The organism is Pseudoalteromonas sp. 0303 (assembly GCF_013349995.1).
GTDB lineage: Bacteria > Pseudomonadota > Gammaproteobacteria > Enterobacterales > Alteromonadaceae > Pseudoalteromonas.
Map to the genome: position 1 here is coordinate 178,097 of NZ_JABVXF010000002.1, position 15,985 is coordinate 194,081.

Sequence of the window (15,985 nt, forward strand, 5' to 3'; positions counted from 1 at the left end):
AGACAAACGTGGTAAAAGTTAACAGGGGAAATAATAAAGGAGGCTGACTGTGTTATCAGGACTAGCTTTAAAAACAAAAATCACCTTATTTGCTATCGCTATGTTTATTGCGTTATCTGCGATAGCGTTACTTGGCTTACAATCTTTACGTCATGCCAGCGAAAGCGACAACATCGCGCGTATCAACCAGCTCATGAAGAGCACCACCAATATTGTTGAGCAATTTGAGTTGATGGTTAAAAGCAATCAACTCGAAGAAGCACAAGCAAAGAAGCTTGCTATTCAGGTACTTCGAGAAAATAAATACCACGACTCAGAATATGTGTATGTCGTCGACAACAACTTAGATTTTGTCGCCACTCCGCACGACCCAGAACTACACGGCACCAGCTTTAACGATTTTAAAGATGCCAGCGGCAACAGTATCGGCCGTATGGTCGAAAATCTCGTGGGTAACACGACCAATAAAATCATCACCTATCACTGGGATTCAGTGCGAGATGGTGAAACCGTTGACTTAACCTCTGTAGTACAAAAAACACCGCTGTTTGGCTGGTATGTTGGTACAGGCATTAGCGCCAAAGAAGTTGATGAACGTTATTGGAATACTGCAAAGTGGTTACTGGGCTTATCTATGCTTATTGCCATTGCGTTGACCTTTGCCATTGCTCGCTTTGGCTCATCGCTCACTAATGCCTTAGGCGGCGAAATTGATGAAGTAATCGGTATTGTAAAAAACGTCTCTCGTGGCAACTTAAACTCACATATTCGCCAAGATGCCCCACCTGAGAGCATTATTGCTGCCATGCATTATATGCAGCAAGGGTTACGTGGCGTTGTTGGTGGTATTAAAGGGGTTACAGATAGCTTAAAAAATCAAAGTGTTGATAACGAATCTCGCTCTGTTGAACTCGACAAACTGACTCGTAGCCTAAACGAAGAAACTCAAATGGTTGCTTCAGCTATTACCGAGTTAACAGCCTCAGCGCAAACCGTTGTGGAACATGCTGAACAAGCAGCTTACTCAGTGCAAGAAGCTGAGCAACAAGGTCAAAGTGCCAGCCACTTAACCAGCGAGGCTGCTGATACCATCGCGCTTTTAGAGCAGCAAATTGACAGCGCAGGTAATAACATTCAAGTGCTTGATGATGAGGTAAATAACATCGCAAATGTGCTCAGTGTTATTCAAGGTATTGCCGAACAAACGAACTTACTTGCGCTTAATGCGGCGATAGAAGCTGCCCGTGCAGGTGAGCAAGGACGAGGCTTTGCTGTGGTTGCTGATGAAGTTCGCGGGCTTGCCCAGCGCACACAAACCAGTACTGAAGAAATCCGCAATATGATTGGCAAACTACAAGCTGCAACCCAAGATGCCAAATCATCTGTTTCGCTTAGTATTAGTACCAGTGAACAAACCGTTGAAAAGTCGACTAAAGCCAATGAAGAGCTAAAACGCGTTGCCAGCTCACTCAGCGCAATTGCACAAATGAGCCATCAGATAGCCATTGCTGCGAAAGAGCAACTTGATGCAGGTGAAGACACTGCCAAACGCATCGTAACTATCTCAGACACCGCTTCACAAACGGCTGTTGTATCAAACCAGGCTCATACAGCAACCGATTTGATCAAAGGTCTTACAAGCAATTTAGAAACTGAAACCGCTAAATTCAGTTAATTTAAATCAACTAAAAACGAAAAAGCCCAGCAACTGCTGGGCTTTTTCGTTTTTAGTTCGTATTAAGACTTTATTTGTACCAAATCAAAATCGGCCATACCAGGCACCATTTGTTGTAATCGTGATTCGGTGACATCTAATGAGTTCAAACACTCACAATACTCAGAGGCTTTCATTTCTAATTGCTCTGCTTTCTTTTGTAGTGATTTGTCAATTTCAGTTGAGATGATATCCATACGCTGCCCCATATCATTGATACGGTCTTCGATGTTACCTTCGCGCGATTTAAAAGCATCGCCTAACGAGACTAAAATAGCGCCAAGTGAGCCATGCACTGCAGAGTGAATTTTTTGGCTGATTTCTTTGGTAAAAAAGTCATCGATTTTCGACAGCGACTGCGGAGCAATAAAGAAAAAGTCATCACCACGCTTAAATTTATCCATCAGCGCACGCTCAACATATTGCAGCTGAGTTTTTAGTACTTCGGGCTCTTTGTCTGACATGCCCTCAACAACTTGCTCGATGGCACTTAAGCCAAGGTTTACACCATCGGTCGCCAAGTCAACAAGTTCAGGGACTGTTTGCCTGATACCGCGGCTGAACTGCTCCACAACTTTGCTTTCATCTGGGCTTAAATCAACCCAGTAGCCTCTTATAAACAATTGGTTATCGTTGTTGATCTGTACGCGAGTTTGACCTTTATCAACAATACGAATGACATCATCGGTGATGATTAAGCCATGGCTTAACTCTACATCGCATTGTTTTTTTTCTAAGGTTGCGTAACTGGAAAAGCTAGAGAATGTAATGGCCGCTGCTAACAACGAGCGAGAAAAGAACGCCATATACACCTCAAAAAGACAAAAAAGGAAGGCCGCTAGATTAGCAAATATCCAATTTTATGCAAGTAAAACGCCTAGCTATGCTAGGCGTCTTAAAAGAAAGGTGGATTAAATTGGTGAGCCCGGTGGCATTGGCAGCACTTTAAAGTTTGCAGGCCATTCACCGTTTTCTAAAAAGTGACTGATTTGCTCGCTTAAGTATTGCTTAAATGCACTGTTACCAACGGATGCACTGCCTAGCATGGATTCTTGCTGGTAACTCTTTGCAAGTTTAGCTAAGTAGTAACGAAGCTGTGCTTGCACTTCGGGTGCCACCTCATTGCTTGCAACTAAATCGGCAAACTGTTTTGCAGTTAAAAGCTGTACACGTTGGCTAATTTTACCTGCCATCCCTAAAGGAATTTTTTGCTCAAAAACTTGCTGATAAGTTTGTGCTAATAGCGCATCTAAACCATAAAATGCATCGCTTCGTGCTTGCTGCTGTGCTAAACGGTTAATGCGTTGGCTATTAAAAAGTAGGCTCAAGCTATGTGCTGCAGCAACCTCAGGCAACGCCATCGCATCAAGCGTGAGTCCTGTGCGACCAACAATACTTTCGCGTGATTTAGATTCACCATACGCTTTTGGTGGAATAAGCGCTAATACTGACTCAGGTAAAACAAGGTTTTCGGCTTTTAGCGTTGCAAGGAGTGCATCTACTGCTGCTTGTTGCGTTTGCTTTGCCACAACCTGTGCCCCTTTTGGTTGCGAGCCGTCACGTACTTCGTACTCGTAATTCACACCAGCAATTAGTTTAACCGCCGCTTCTACTTGATAGCGATGGAACAAATAAAGTGGCACCAGCATTTCTTCTAATTGCGATAAAGCAGTGCCTGTTTTGATGTTTTCGATACCAAAGCTCGTCAGCGCTTGTTTACGAACATCAAGTACACGCATTAGCTCATCACTTGGTGAACTGCCGTTATCCCATAAATGCCCTGTTGGGTGAGCACCACCTTGAGCGCGGGCATCACTGTCTGAAATAAATTCCAGCCCTTTGCTTTTGTTTTCAGCTAAAATAGCGGCCAATTGCTGTGCTTCATCTTGATTAGTGAAATCGCTATAACCGTATTTGACCACTTGGGTATCCCACACGCCCATGCCAGCAGCATAGCCTCGACTTACATCTAACTTACCTTGCTCATTAAAGCTCAGTAGTGGGTGTGGATAATCCATCACAGAGGCTCTGTCTGCCACTGACGCTGCAAAGTTATGCGAAATACCTAAAGTATGCCCTACTTCATGGGCGCTTAATTGACGAATACGATCAAGTGCCATGGCTTGTAAGCGCTTAGCCACCTCATTGCCTTCAAAATATGGGGCTGCTAATGCTTCTGCAATTAGGATGTCTTGACGAACACGCAGTGAACCCAGTGTCACATGACCTTTGATAATTTCGCCTGTTCGAGGGTCAATCACTGAACTGCCATACGACCAACCACGTGTTGCACGGTGCACCCATTGAATTACGTTGTAGCGTATATCCATAGGGTCGGCATCATCAGGGAGCACTTTAACGATAAATGCGTTCTTATAACCTGCTGCATTAAAGGCATCATTCCACCATTTAGCACCATCAAGTAACGCTGTTTTAACTGGCTCTGGTACGCCCGGATCTAAGTAATAAACAATCGGCTCAACGGGCTCGCTGATTGGCAGGCTCGGATCTTTTTTCGCTAAACGATGACGTGGAATGTAACGCACATACATAGACTCACCCAGTGCTGCCGCATAATCTTTGTGCTCAATGCTCCAAAAACCTGCTTGAGGGTGGAATTTGCGAGGGGTGTAGTTATCGTCCGGTAACTCAATTAATGAGTGATGCATATGTACCGTCAGTGCATAAGGGTCTGCGCTCACTTGGCGTACATACTTACCTGGGTTATTACCTTGAAAAGTAAGCACGGCTTCTAATTCAGTATTTTTTTCAAATGCTTTTGAACGTGCTAAATAAACCGCGCTGCGGTTGCTATCTAAATTAAAACTTCCCTGCCCGGTTGCTGATAAACGACGGCTTACACCATGAACATCGCTTAATAAATAAGGGGTGTAATCCACAAGTACCGCAGTGCCTGACTGAGCTACAACATTAAAGCCCGCTAAAATACTTGATGCGAACGCCTCTTTAATACTTTGTTGTTCCGCAAGGTTATTAGTATTAGCTCGGTAATAAGTATTAATAGCTCTTAGCATCACCTTATCGCCAAAACGCTCAAATTGAACTAAGTGAGTATCGCCTAACTGACCGCGATCTAAGCCAATATCATTTGAACCAACACCGTAGGGTAAGCTTTGTTGTAATAAAAATTGTTGCTCGAGTTTATCCACCTCAAGATACAATTTGCCGTTTTCTGTGTCGTAGTAAAATGAAAAATAGCCTGAAAAATGAGTCATTTTTTCAGTAAAATCATTTATAGACTTAATTGCTGCGTGTGCTTGAGTTATCATAGTAAGTAGCACAGCTAAGAGCAGATATCGTAGTAATGGTATTTTTTGCATAATCTTATCTTTGTTATTCGCGTTTTAAATACTGTATAGGTATTAAGCAGTATAAAGTACCGCCAAGAAAAATCAGCTATTTAAGACGAAATTCAGCGCTTGCTAAGACATTCTCTCTCACACTAAAAATGTCTGGCTACAACGTTATCAGGAAAATAGAATGCGTAGACTCCCACCGGTATTGTTAGAAGATGGTTGCCCTCGTGAACTGATCTCATTGATCAGAACGGTACTTGCGGCATGTAAAGAAATTTCATTTCGTGTTGGTCAAGGCGCCCTATCTGGCGTATTAGGCTCAACCCTAGACGAAAACATTCAGGGTGAAACACAGAAAAAACTCGACGTTCTAACTAACCAACTTTTAAAAGATATTTTATTAGAATCGGGCTACGTAAAAGCCATTGCCTCTGAAGAAGAAGACTTCACCGTTGCGGGTAATCCAGATGCCAACTACATTGTTGCATTCGACCCACTTGATGGCTCATCAAATACTGATATCAACTCACTCGTTGGTACGATTTTCTCAATTATGGCGGCGCCTGAAGGTTCAGATCCAGCTGATCCTAGTATTTTTATGCAACCGGGTAAAAACCAAGTTGCAGCGGGTTATGTATTATATGGCCCATCTACCGTGCTGGCGTTAACAACCGGTAAAGGCACACGCTTTTTCACCTTAGATAAAACACACGGTACCTTCTTATTAACGCAAGATTTTGCAAGCGTACCTGAAGAGACCAGCGAATTTGCAATCAATGCTTCAAACCAACGCCATTGGCAACCAGCAATGCAAAATTACATCAATGACTTAATTGCTGGTGATACTGGACCGCGTGGTCGTAACTTTAACATGCGCTGGATTGCTGCAATGGTAGGTGATGTGCACCGTGTATTATGCCGTGGTGGTATTTTTACTTACCCAACCGACACGAAAGATCCAAATAAACCTAACAAATTACGTTTATTATACGAAGCAAACCCAATGGCAATGTTAATCGAACAAGCTGGCGGTATTGCCTCAACAGGCACTGAGCGCATCATGGACATTCAACCTGACGCAATTCACCAACGTGTGGCGGTGATCTTAGGTTCTAAGAACGAAGTGGAAACGTGCTTAAGCTATCATAAATAGCAAGCAGTAAATGCCTTAGGCTGGGAGACTTGAATTGAAGCTTCCAGTCTTTAACAAACGTTAAATTCCAAGTAAACAACTCACTTCAAAGACAAAAAAACCGCAACGAGTGCGGTTTCTTAAATTCTATTGGCGTTTCAATTAAAGGCCAGCGCGGTCTTTAATAACAGCGATTAGTGGAGAACCACCGTGGCCGTTTGATTCTGCCCATGCGATGTCTGCACCGTCTTCTAAAGAGCTTTTAGATAAGTTCTTAACGATGTATTCACCAGCATCCGCAGCGCCGCTTTCAATTGCATGACGAAGCATATTGTTGCCGTTACATTTTACAGCATCAAAGATGTTACGAATTTTCACACGTGAGCTTTTTAGCTTACTACGTAAACGGTTTTTATCATCAGCTGCGATGTACTCACAGATAGAAACCGCTAATTGATCATCAGCTTTTGCTGGTGCTGTATACGCAACTGACGCTGAAACAACAGCCGCTGCAAGTAACATATTTGGTAACTTCATCATATTTTGCCCTTATGTAATACTTTTTTCTTACCAAGATTGTGTAATATTGTACCAACTAATTAATTTTACCGCAATAATGTTACGAGTTTTTGTACAGGGTTACAAAAGTATACGAGTAAGGGTTTTTGTTATCAGGCTGATGCTTTTCTTGATCGGCAACTGTCCAATTAGCAACATTTTCGTAATCTGGGAACTGCGTATCACCGGCCACTTCGAGGTCGATGAATGTTAAGTATAGACGATCTGCTTGAGATAGAAATTGTTCGTATATATTTCCGCCACCTATAATCATTACTTCTTCAACATCAGCAACCAATTCCAGCGCAGCCTCTGGTGAAGTAACCACCTCAATACCTTCAGCTGTGTAATCAGCATTACGCGTGATAATAATATTTTGACGACCTGGTAAAGGCCGACCTATTGATTCAAATGTTTTACGGCCCATGATCACAGGCTTTGCCATGGTTACTTTTTTAAAGTGTTGCAGATCGGCGGGTAAATGCCATGGCATTTGGTTGTCTTGGCCAATTACTCGGTTATTTGCCATAGCAGCAATCATTGAAATTTTCACACTAAACCTTAATACTTTTTTCTTATTAATAAAAAAGGAGCGCATGGCTCCTTTTCAGTTTTAAATTTTATCGTTGGTAGATAACTTCTACATCGTAGTCATCATCATCCCAGTCGTCATCCCAATCATCATCGTCTTGAGATGTTGCTTTCTGATGATAAGTATCCCACTTAAATTCAACTTCTTCTTTCTCTTCTTCAGCGAATTTCTCTTTCGGCATACTATCAAGTAGCGCCATAATATCATGACATAGTGCTTGGGTATTTTGCTTATTAGCAGCAGAGATACGGTAAACATTAACCTCTTCACCTAGCTCTTCGGCAATTTCATTACACAGTGCTTCAGCTTCATCTTCTGGTAATAGGTCAATTTTGTTAAATACTAACCAGCGCGGCTTTTCAGCAAGCTTAGGACTATATTGGTGTAGCTCATTAATAATCGCAAAGGCATTATCAACTGGATTTGTGCCATCAACAGGCATAACATCAATGATATGCAGTAATACACGACAACGCTCTAAGTGCTTTAAGAAGCGAATACCAAGGCCTGCGCCATCCGAAGCGCCTTCGATTAGACCAGGGATATCAGCAATTACAAATGACTTATTCGCATCTGGGCGTACTACACCAAGATTAGGAATAAGTGTCGTAAACGGGTAATCTGCCACTTTTGGTTTAGCTGCAGAAACACTGCGGATAAACGTTGATTTACCAGCATTTGGTAAACCAAGTAAGCCAACATCAGCAAGTAGCATTAGCTCTAGGCGTAAGCTGCGAACTTCACCAGGTGTACCTAGTGTTTTTTGACGTGGCGCACGGTTTGTACTTGATTTAAAACGTGCATTCCCCAAGCCATGGAAACCACCTTTTGCAACAACAACCTTTTGACCATGCTTAGTCAGATCACCTAATGACTCTTCAGTATCAACATCAATGATACGTGTACCAACAGGCACCTTAAGCGTTAAATCAGCGCCTTTTTTACCAGTCATGTTACGGCTTTGACCATTTGTGCCGCGCTCTGCTTTATGAAAACGCTCAAATTGGTAATCAATTAACGTATTTAAGTTTTCATCGGCTTGTAGATAAACGCTGCCGCCATCGCCGCCGTCGCCGCCATCAGGACCGCCATCTGGTACATATTTTTCACGTCGGAAAGATACGACACCGCTGCCGCCATCACCCGCGTCACAACGAATTTCTACTTCATCTACAAACTTCATGATTACTCACTTTAAGATTGGCTTGTTAATAACTCTATTATATACCTAAGTGCCCTATTCAGCACCCAATGCCAAGGCGCTTAGGTATATATTTATACGCACTATTATGTGCCTTAAAACAAAAAACCCCGCAAAGGCGGGGTTTTTCAAATATCGAGATGATTACTCAGCTACGATATTTACGTATTTACGGTTTAAAGGACCTTTCTGTTCGAATTGAACTTTACCATCTGCTTTTGCGAAGATAGTGTGGTCTTTACCGATACCTACGTTTGCGCCAGCGTGGAAACGAGTACCACGTTGACGAACAATGATGCTACCCGCTAGAACTGATTCGCCACCAAAACGCTTAACACCTAGGCGTTTGCTTTCTGAATCGCGACCGTTACGAGTACTACCAGCTGCTTTTTTATGTGCCATTTCTCAGTACCTCTAATTAAGCGCTAATGCCAGTGATTTTAACTTCAGTGAACCATTGACGATGGCCCATTTGCTTACGAGAATGCTTACGACGTCTAAATTTAACAATCTTAACTTTCTCACCGCGACCGTGTGAAACAACCTCAGCTGTTACTTTACCACCGTTTACGAACGGTACACCGATCTCGATTTTCTCACCATCAGCAACTAAAAGTACTGAATCAAATTCAACTGCTGCACCAGTTTCAACGTCTAATTTCTCAAGACGAATTGTTTGACCTTCAGTCACACGGTGCTGTTTACCACCACTTTGGAAAACCGCGTACATAATTAACTCCGTCTGTGCGCCCTCAAATCGACGCAACTAAAATATTCTTCAATAGGGCGCGAAGTTTACGCTAATGTGCAAAAACTAGCAAGCCTCTTTTTCGATAAAATGAATAAAAAATAGCTGCATTGAGAGCAATTCAATATTTTCCCCTATTCTATCCTAAAAACACCACATGCCAAGCGGTTTTTACGATCTCATGACAATTAAATTACGCTAATAATACACACCTTGAAAATTAAAAAAGCTGAACACTTATTAATCAAGGTTATAAATTTATCTTGGCAAAATTGATCTCAAATAAAAAACTTTACAGTGTTTTTTTACTGAATCATCACAAAATATCGAGCAAGCGCTTTTTTTGTTGTACAATCAGCCCCGTATACCCATAAATATTGGCTCGGAGATCAATGGATATAAAAGCTATCCAGACGTTAATCGAAAATGAAATGGATGACGTCAATCAACTTATACATGCCCAAATGCGCTCAGATGTCGCATTGGTTAACCAACTCGGTTTATACATAGTAAACAGTGGCGGTAAACGCGTTCGTCCTATGTTGGCCATTTTAGCGGCAAAAGCACTTGGTTATGAGGGCAAAGACCATATTACGCTTGCCACTATCATCGAATTTATTCATACCGCAACTTTATTGCATGACGACGTTGTCGACGAGTCACATTTGCGCCGTGGTACGCCTACAGCCAACGCAGAGTTTGGTAATGCAGCGAGCGTTTTGGTGGGTGACTTTATCTATACACGTTCATTTCAGCTTATGGTTGGCCTAGGTAAAATGCCAATCATGCAAATTTTAGCTGATGCAACCAATGTCATCGCTGAAGGTGAAGTATTACAGCTAATGAACTGTAATGACCCTGACACCACAGAACAAAGCTATATGCAGGTTATTTACAGCAAAACGGCAAAATTGTTCGAAGCTGCAACCGGCCTGGCTGCAATTATTACCGAGCAAGACGAACAAACCCTTGAAGCATTAAACTTATACGGTATGCATCTTGGCACTGCATTCCAATTAGTGGATGATGTTCTAGATTACAATGCTGATGCCGAGCAACTTGGTAAAAACATTGGCGATGATTTAGCTGAAGGTAAACCTACCCTACCGCTTATCTACGCCATGCAAAAAGGCACACCAGAGCAAGTTAAGCTAGTACGCGAAGCAATTGAGCTTGGTAATGGTATGGACCACTTAGAGAGCATTCTAGCGGCATTAGCTGACACTAAGGCCCTTGAGTTTGCAATGCAAAAAGCTGAGCAAGAAGCTGACAAAGCAATTGCTTGTATTGCGTTCTTACCAGATACACCGTACAAACAAGCCTTAGAGAGTTTGGCCCGTATCGCCGTTGCCCGCGATCACTAAACGCTATTTATTCGAGCCATTAAAAAAGCCTGCATTTGCAGGCTTTTTTGTTTTCGGCGATTTAAAAATCGCCTATCATCTGTCGGAATTAACCGTTGATGAAATCAACACCTTCTTGGATGTCTTTGTTAAGTGTAGCTAGCATGTCGTTTTTAGCTTGCTCTTCGAATGCACTTAACTCACCGTAAGAAAGGATTTCTTCAACGCCGTTTTTACCTAGACGAACTGGGTGTGCGAAGTATGCTGCGTCACCGTTTTCAACTGCAACGTATGCGTAATCAACTACTTCTTCACCTTGTAAGCCTTTAACTAAAGACATACAGAAGCGTGCTGCTGCAGCACCCATTGAAAGAGTCGCTGAACCGCCACCCGCTTTAGCGTTAACAACTTCAGTACCTGCGTTTTGGATACGTGGAGTTAATGCTGCAACTTCTTCGTCAGTGAAAGTAACACCTTCAACTTGAGATAGAAGAGGAAGAATTGTAGTACCTGAGTGACCGCCGATAACAGGAACTTTAACGTCAGTTGCGCTTAAACCTTTAAGTTCAGCAACAAATGCTTCTGAACGGATCACGTCAAGCGTTGTGATACCGAATACACGGTTAGCATCGTAAGTACCCGCTTTTTTGAATACTTCAGCAACGATTGGCACAGTGCCGTTTACTGGGTTAGTGATGATACCTACTAACGCTTTAGGACAGTTTTTAACGATGCCTTCAGCTAATGTTTTGATGATACCTGCGTTTACGTTGAAAAGGTCCGCACGGTCCATGCCTGGCTTACGTGGCATACCCGCTGGGATAAGAACGATATCACAACCAGCTAATGCTGCGTCTAGGCTGTCAGCACCAAAGCCTTCAACTTTAACGTCTGTTGGGATGTGAGAAAGATCAACCGCTACACCAGGAACAACAGGGGCAACATCGTATAACGATAATTCAGAACCTGCAGGTAAACTTGTTTTTAATAATAAAGACAATGCTTGGCCGATACCGCCAGCTGCGCCTAAAACAGCAACTTTCATTGGAATTCTCCGTAATTTGAGGTAGGAAATATTTGTGGCCCTAAAGATAATGAAATTAGCGACTAAAAACAAATTTATCCTGCTTATTTCGCGTATAATTTCGACCATAGTTGTAAACTTAGCTGTAAAGACACAGCATTTTGGACGACTTTGTAAACTAATACTGCATAAATATGCAGAGTTGTGTAGAATTACCCTACATTTTATGAATAAAGAAACGGCAACATGCAACCACAAGACAAACAAGAAGCACTGATCAAAGCGTTTAAAGCGCTATTAAAAGAAGAAAACTTCGGCTCACAAGGTGAGATTGTCGAAGCATTAAAAGAGCAAGGCTTTGATAATATTAGTCAAAGTAAAGTCTCTCGCATGTTAAGCAAGTTCGGTGCAGTACGTACTCGTAATGCAAAACAAGAAATGGTCTATTGTTTACCGGCTGAAATGGGTGTACCAACAGCGAAAAGCCCACTGCGTCAGCTTGTTATTGATATTATGCATAACGAAATGATGATTATTATTCGCACCAGTCCAGGCGCAGCACAATTAATTGCTCGTTTACTTGATTCACTCGGTAAAGCAGATGGCGTACTAGGTACCATTGCAGGCGACGACACTATTTTTATCGCCCCTGCGAAGATTTCTGAAATCGATGTGACGCTTGAGCGCGTGCGCACTTTATTTGATACCGTTTAAAGTTGCTTTAAGAAGTTTACTGACGGGGCGAAAAACGCAGATCCCATATCGGCTTGAGTAAAATCGAGCCAATGATCATAGCAATCGCCCTGCCCCAAACGACTCTTTAATACCTGCTCAAACGCATCCCCTTGCGCAGAACACGAAACCATTAAAATACCCTGCTTATGCACATCACCAAATGGCATGCTTTGGTTTAGCAATAGCGGCTGGCCATGCTCATCTTTTAATTCACTACGAACCGCATGACTGGTTTCTACAGCAGGCACAATCAAGGTGTTATCTAGACGCGTGCGCCCCATGATTTGCTCTTGCTCAGACAACGATAAATGCTGCCAGACACTCAAATCATGCACAAAGCGCTGAACATGAATATAACTGCCTTGGTCTTCAAAGTGACCCGGTTTATCGATAAGTGCTGTACTACGTTTTTGACGGCCATGAGGTGTATCGCCTGCATAAATGAAGCCGTTAAAATCACGTCCATCTAAAAACCGAAAATTACGGACCTGCTCCACCAGCTCAACATCCGGTGTTAATAATTTTAGAATTTGCAGAGCAAATAGATGATTTACATCTTCACGGTCTGAGCGAATTTGCACAAACAAGTCAAATGGCTGAGCACTAATCACATGCTCACTATGAGTCACATTCGGAAAGCTTTGCAATTGGCTTGGGATAAACTCGGGCAGAATATGCGGCCAATACTGAGCACCAAGGGCAACCACACACGATAGCATAGCTTCTGAGAACTGATCAGCAAACTCATCTTGAATGACGCTAACGCGTTTTAGTTTTTTACGTAATGACTCATCATGGCCATCGTAAACATTAAAAAACAGGTGCAAACCATGTAAGTTTGCTTCAGCACAAATCCCAGATTGCGCTTGCGCCATAGTGAATCCTTAGCTTCTCGTTATTTGCACAAAGCCAAGGATTCAAGATTGTTATTTATTGCTAATCATGAAAAAAATTGACTGTGTGCGGCATTATTTTTATTTTTACAGGCTGCTCAACAGCTAACACGCGGTCTTGCTCTGCAGCAACTTCACACTCTTGCCCTGCAATATTGATACGATATACATAACGCGTACCGATAAAGCGCCTGTGCAAGATAGTTAAACTGTTTGCGTCACTGTGCGCAGCTTCACACAACTGAATATGATTTGGTCTTATATACACTTGACCTTGCTGACAATCTGCATTGTTCGCCGTCAAAGAGTGAACCACACCAAACGCCGTCTCATATTCAGTTGGCGTTAATACTTTTGCCGTTAAGTATATGCCCGTACCAAGAAACTCTGCAACCACCTTTGAGTTAGGTTGGCTAAATAACTGCTCCGGAGAGCCCTGTTGGGCGATTTTTCCACCATGCATAACCGCAAGCGTGTCGGCAAACGCGAAAGCTTCTTCCTTCGAGTGGGTAACAAATACTGCAGAAACCTGCTGAGCTTTAATAATGCGACGTATATCAGCAATAAGCTCAAAACGCACTTGTGTATCAATATTCGAAAATGGCTCATCAAGTAGTAATAAACTTGGTTTGTAAGCAAGTGCACGGGCTATTGCCACTCGTTGCTGCTGTCCACCAGAAAGCTGATGCGGATATCGCTTTGCACAACCATCGAGTTTAACAAGGCTAAGCATTTCATCTACACGCTCGCGCTTTTGCGCTTTACTCATGTTGCTTAGGCCAAACGCAATGTTATCGCTTACCGTTAAATGAGGAAACAACGCATAGTCTTGGAACATCATGCCAATATTACGTTTTTCCGGTGCAACAAACAGCCCACTATCGTTGACCACTTTTGAATCAATACTCATATAGCCTTGCGCAGGCTGTAAAATTCCGGCAATTGCCTTTAGGGTGGTAGTTTTGCCGCAGCCACTTGCGCCAAGCAAACAGACGATTTCATCTTGTTCAACATTGAGGTTTAGTTCACTCAACACCTGAGTCGCATTGTACTGATAAGCTAAGTCTTTAATTATCAAATGACTCATGAGTGATTTTGCTCCATCGAACGATTAACGAAATACAAAGGGATTAACCCAACTAACACGATAAACAAGGCTGAAATTGACGCAAGCTCCAATTGCTCATCACTAACATATTGAAAAACATGAGTTGCCAGGGTTTCAAAATTAAAAGGTCTGAGTAATAGAGCTGCTGGTAACTCTTTCATGCACTCAATAAACACTAACAAGCCAGCTGTTAGAATGCCGCGCTTTAACAGTGGTAAATGTACTCGCCACAAGGTTTGTAAGGGCCCTTTGCCCATTGATTGGCTGGCCATATCAAGTGAAGGGCTAATACGTAAAAAACTGCTTTCAAGCGCGCCATGCGCAATCGCATAAAAACGTACAACATAAGCAAAAATCATCGCAAATAAAGTGCCGCTCAAAAGTAATCCTGGTGATAAACCAAAAGGTTCAAGCCAATTATTTAATGCATCATCTAACTGAGTTAATGGTAGCAATACGGCAATGGCTAACACAGTACCAGGTAAGGCGTAGCCAGTACTTGCTAAACGCCCTGGGATCAAAGGGTAAGCTTGTTTCGCAATACGTTGATAAAACAATACCAATAAGCTCAATAGAATAGTTACAATACTCACCACAACAGCCACTTTAAAGCTTTGCCAAGCGTAATTAAAGAATGCCCCATTCCATGCTTCATCTGCATAAACAATGGCGTATTTAACTAACACCCCAACCGGAAGGATAAAAGCCAGTATTAGCACAACGGTGCAAGCAAAGCTTGCAGCCCATGCAGCACTGCCTTTTAAGCGATATAAGGTTGCGCTGTTAACGCTTGACTGACGTTCATACACAGCTTGATTACGACGACTAAAGCGCTCAACCATGATGGTTAAAAACAAAATCAGTAACATAATGCCTGAAATTTTCGCCGCTGCCGTTAATGAGTAATAGCCAAGCCATGTATCGTATACAGCGGTCGTCAGTGTGCTCACAGCAAAGTAATTAACAGTGGCAAAATCAGCCATAGCTTCCATACTGATTAATGTAACCCCTGCCACAATCGCCCCACGACCAAGAGGTAGGCTAACGCGCAAAAAACTCTGTAATGGCGATAACCCCATCAGCTGACTAGCTTGTACTAGTTTAAAAGACTGCTCTCTGAGTGCCGTTTTAAAAATAAGGAATAAGTAAGGATAGAGTACCAAGGCAATCATAATAATAGCCCCAGCTAATGTACGAATATCAAAAAACCAGTAATCGTCTGGTGATTGCCAGCCAAACCAGTCTCTAAGGGCGATTTGTACTGGCCCTGCGTAATCAAGCAAGTCGGTATACACATAGGCGATGAGATAAGTTGGCATTGCTAATGGCAGCATTAACGCCCATTCAAATTGCTTTCGCCCAGGAAAGTCACAATATGCAGTTAACCAAGCTAGCGGCAATGCAATTACACAGCTTAACAGCCCTACCCCTGCAATGAGCATGAGTGTATTACGGGTATAATCCCACAGCACGGTATCGAAAAGGTGCTGAAATACATCTGAATCCCCTTGCAGAGACTCAAATAACAAAAAGCCTAATGGCGTAACAAGCAACAGGCCAATAAGCCAGGCTATAAGCTGCCAACGCGACAGCGAAAACTTCACATGCATAAGTGGATTA

The 15,985-nt window shown here is 42.6% G+C and carries 15 protein-coding genes; 4 read left to right on the top strand and 11 right to left on the bottom strand.

Annotated elements, in window-relative coordinates; translation table 11 throughout:
• Positions 1 to 100: 100 nt before the first annotated feature.
• Positions 101 to 1,675, top strand: a complete 1,575-nt coding sequence (locus HUS62_RS02955; protein WP_175078512.1) for a methyl-accepting chemotaxis protein — start codon at positions 101 to 103, stop codon at positions 1,673 to 1,675.
• A gap of 62 nt (positions 1,676 to 1,737) precedes the next feature.
• Here the strand turns inward: HUS62_RS02955 and HUS62_RS02960 are convergent, their stop codons facing one another.
• Both HUS62_RS02960 and HUS62_RS02965 read right to left on the bottom strand, forming a co-directional pair.
• Complete coding sequence (locus HUS62_RS02960; protein WP_058585861.1) at positions 1,738 to 2,520, bottom strand: YggN family protein; 783 nt, start codon at positions 2,518 to 2,520, stop codon at positions 1,738 to 1,740.
• Between the two features lie 105 nt (positions 2,521 to 2,625).
• Complete coding sequence (locus tag HUS62_RS02965; RefSeq protein ID WP_175078485.1) at positions 2,626 to 5,055, bottom strand: zinc-dependent metalloprotease; 2,430 nt, start codon at positions 5,053 to 5,055, stop codon at positions 2,626 to 2,628.
• Between the two features lie 160 nt (positions 5,056 to 5,215).
• Between HUS62_RS02965 and HUS62_RS02970 the strand changes: the two genes are divergently transcribed.
• Positions 5,216 to 6,184 carry a class 1 fructose-bisphosphatase gene (locus HUS62_RS02970; RefSeq protein ID WP_138619101.1) on the top strand — a complete coding sequence of 323 codons (969 nt, stop codon included), beginning with the start codon at positions 5,216 to 5,218 and terminating at the stop codon, positions 6,182 to 6,184.
• A 141-nt stretch (positions 6,185 to 6,325) separates the two neighbouring features.
• On the opposite strand, the gene HUS62_RS02975 is transcribed toward HUS62_RS02970, so the two are convergent.
• From HUS62_RS02975 to rplU, 5 genes are all read right to left on the bottom strand, one after another.
• Positions 6,326 to 6,703: a DUF3718 domain-containing protein gene (locus HUS62_RS02975; protein ID WP_062566166.1), complete on the bottom strand. Its 378-nt coding sequence runs from the start codon at positions 6,701 to 6,703 to the stop codon at positions 6,326 to 6,328.
• Between the two features lie 79 nt (positions 6,704 to 6,782).
• Positions 6,783 to 7,262, bottom strand: coding sequence for a type 3 dihydrofolate reductase (gene folA / locus HUS62_RS02980; protein WP_220094954.1), 480 nt, complete (start codon positions 7,260 to 7,262; stop codon positions 6,783 to 6,785).
• A 79-nt stretch (positions 7,263 to 7,341) separates the two neighbouring features.
• On the bottom strand, positions 7,342 to 8,496 hold the full coding sequence (gene cgtA, locus HUS62_RS02985; RefSeq protein ID WP_054551016.1) for an Obg family GTPase CgtA: 1,155 nt from the start codon (positions 8,494 to 8,496) through the stop codon (positions 7,342 to 7,344).
• Between the two features lie 162 nt (positions 8,497 to 8,658).
• On the bottom strand, positions 8,659 to 8,916 hold the full coding sequence (gene rpmA / locus HUS62_RS02990) for a 50S ribosomal protein L27 (protein WP_054551015.1): 258 nt from the start codon (positions 8,914 to 8,916) through the stop codon (positions 8,659 to 8,661).
• A 16-nt stretch (positions 8,917 to 8,932) separates the two neighbouring features.
• Positions 8,933 to 9,244, bottom strand: coding sequence for a 50S ribosomal protein L21 (gene rplU, locus HUS62_RS02995; protein WP_036965957.1), 312 nt, complete (start codon positions 9,242 to 9,244; stop codon positions 8,933 to 8,935).
• Between the two features lie 410 nt (positions 9,245 to 9,654).
• On the opposite strand from rplU, the gene ispB reads away from it, so the two are divergent.
• Positions 9,655 to 10,626, top strand: coding sequence for an octaprenyl diphosphate synthase (gene ispB, locus HUS62_RS03000; protein ID WP_054562777.1), 972 nt, complete (start codon positions 9,655 to 9,657; stop codon positions 10,624 to 10,626).
• 88 nt (positions 10,627 to 10,714) lie between these two features.
• Here ispB and mdh read toward each other — a convergent pair whose 3' ends face one another.
• On the bottom strand, positions 10,715 to 11,650 hold the full coding sequence (gene mdh, locus HUS62_RS03005) for a malate dehydrogenase (RefSeq protein WP_054562778.1): 936 nt from the start codon (positions 11,648 to 11,650) through the stop codon (positions 10,715 to 10,717).
• A 225-nt stretch (positions 11,651 to 11,875) separates the two neighbouring features.
• Between mdh and argR the strand changes: the two genes are divergently transcribed.
• A complete protein-coding gene (gene argR, locus HUS62_RS03010; RefSeq protein WP_063702957.1) occupies positions 11,876 to 12,343 on the top strand; it encodes a transcriptional regulator ArgR in 468 nt (155 codons plus the stop codon).
• On the opposite strand, the gene HUS62_RS03015 is transcribed toward argR, so the two are convergent.
• The 3 genes from HUS62_RS03015 to HUS62_RS03025 all read right to left on the bottom strand — a co-directional run bounded on the left by HUS62_RS03015 (position 12,340) and on the right by HUS62_RS03025 (position 15,975).
• The gene (locus HUS62_RS03015; protein WP_175078487.1) at positions 12,340 to 13,239 is read right to left on the bottom strand and encodes a Dyp-type peroxidase; all 900 of its coding nucleotides are present in this window, start codon (positions 13,237 to 13,239) and stop codon (positions 12,340 to 12,342) included. The two genes, argR and HUS62_RS03015, sit on opposite strands and share 4 nt — an antisense overlap.
• A 61-nt stretch (positions 13,240 to 13,300) precedes the next feature.
• Positions 13,301 to 14,344, bottom strand: coding sequence for an ABC transporter ATP-binding protein (locus HUS62_RS03020; protein ID WP_175078488.1), 1,044 nt, complete (start codon positions 14,342 to 14,344; stop codon positions 13,301 to 13,303).
• The gene (locus HUS62_RS03025) at positions 14,341 to 15,975 is read right to left on the bottom strand and encodes an iron ABC transporter permease (protein ID WP_175078489.1); all 1,635 of its coding nucleotides are present in this window, start codon (positions 15,973 to 15,975) and stop codon (positions 14,341 to 14,343) included. Before HUS62_RS03025 ends, HUS62_RS03020 begins: the two co-directional genes overlap by 4 nt.
• Between the last annotated feature and the right edge of the window lie 10 nt (positions 15,976 to 15,985).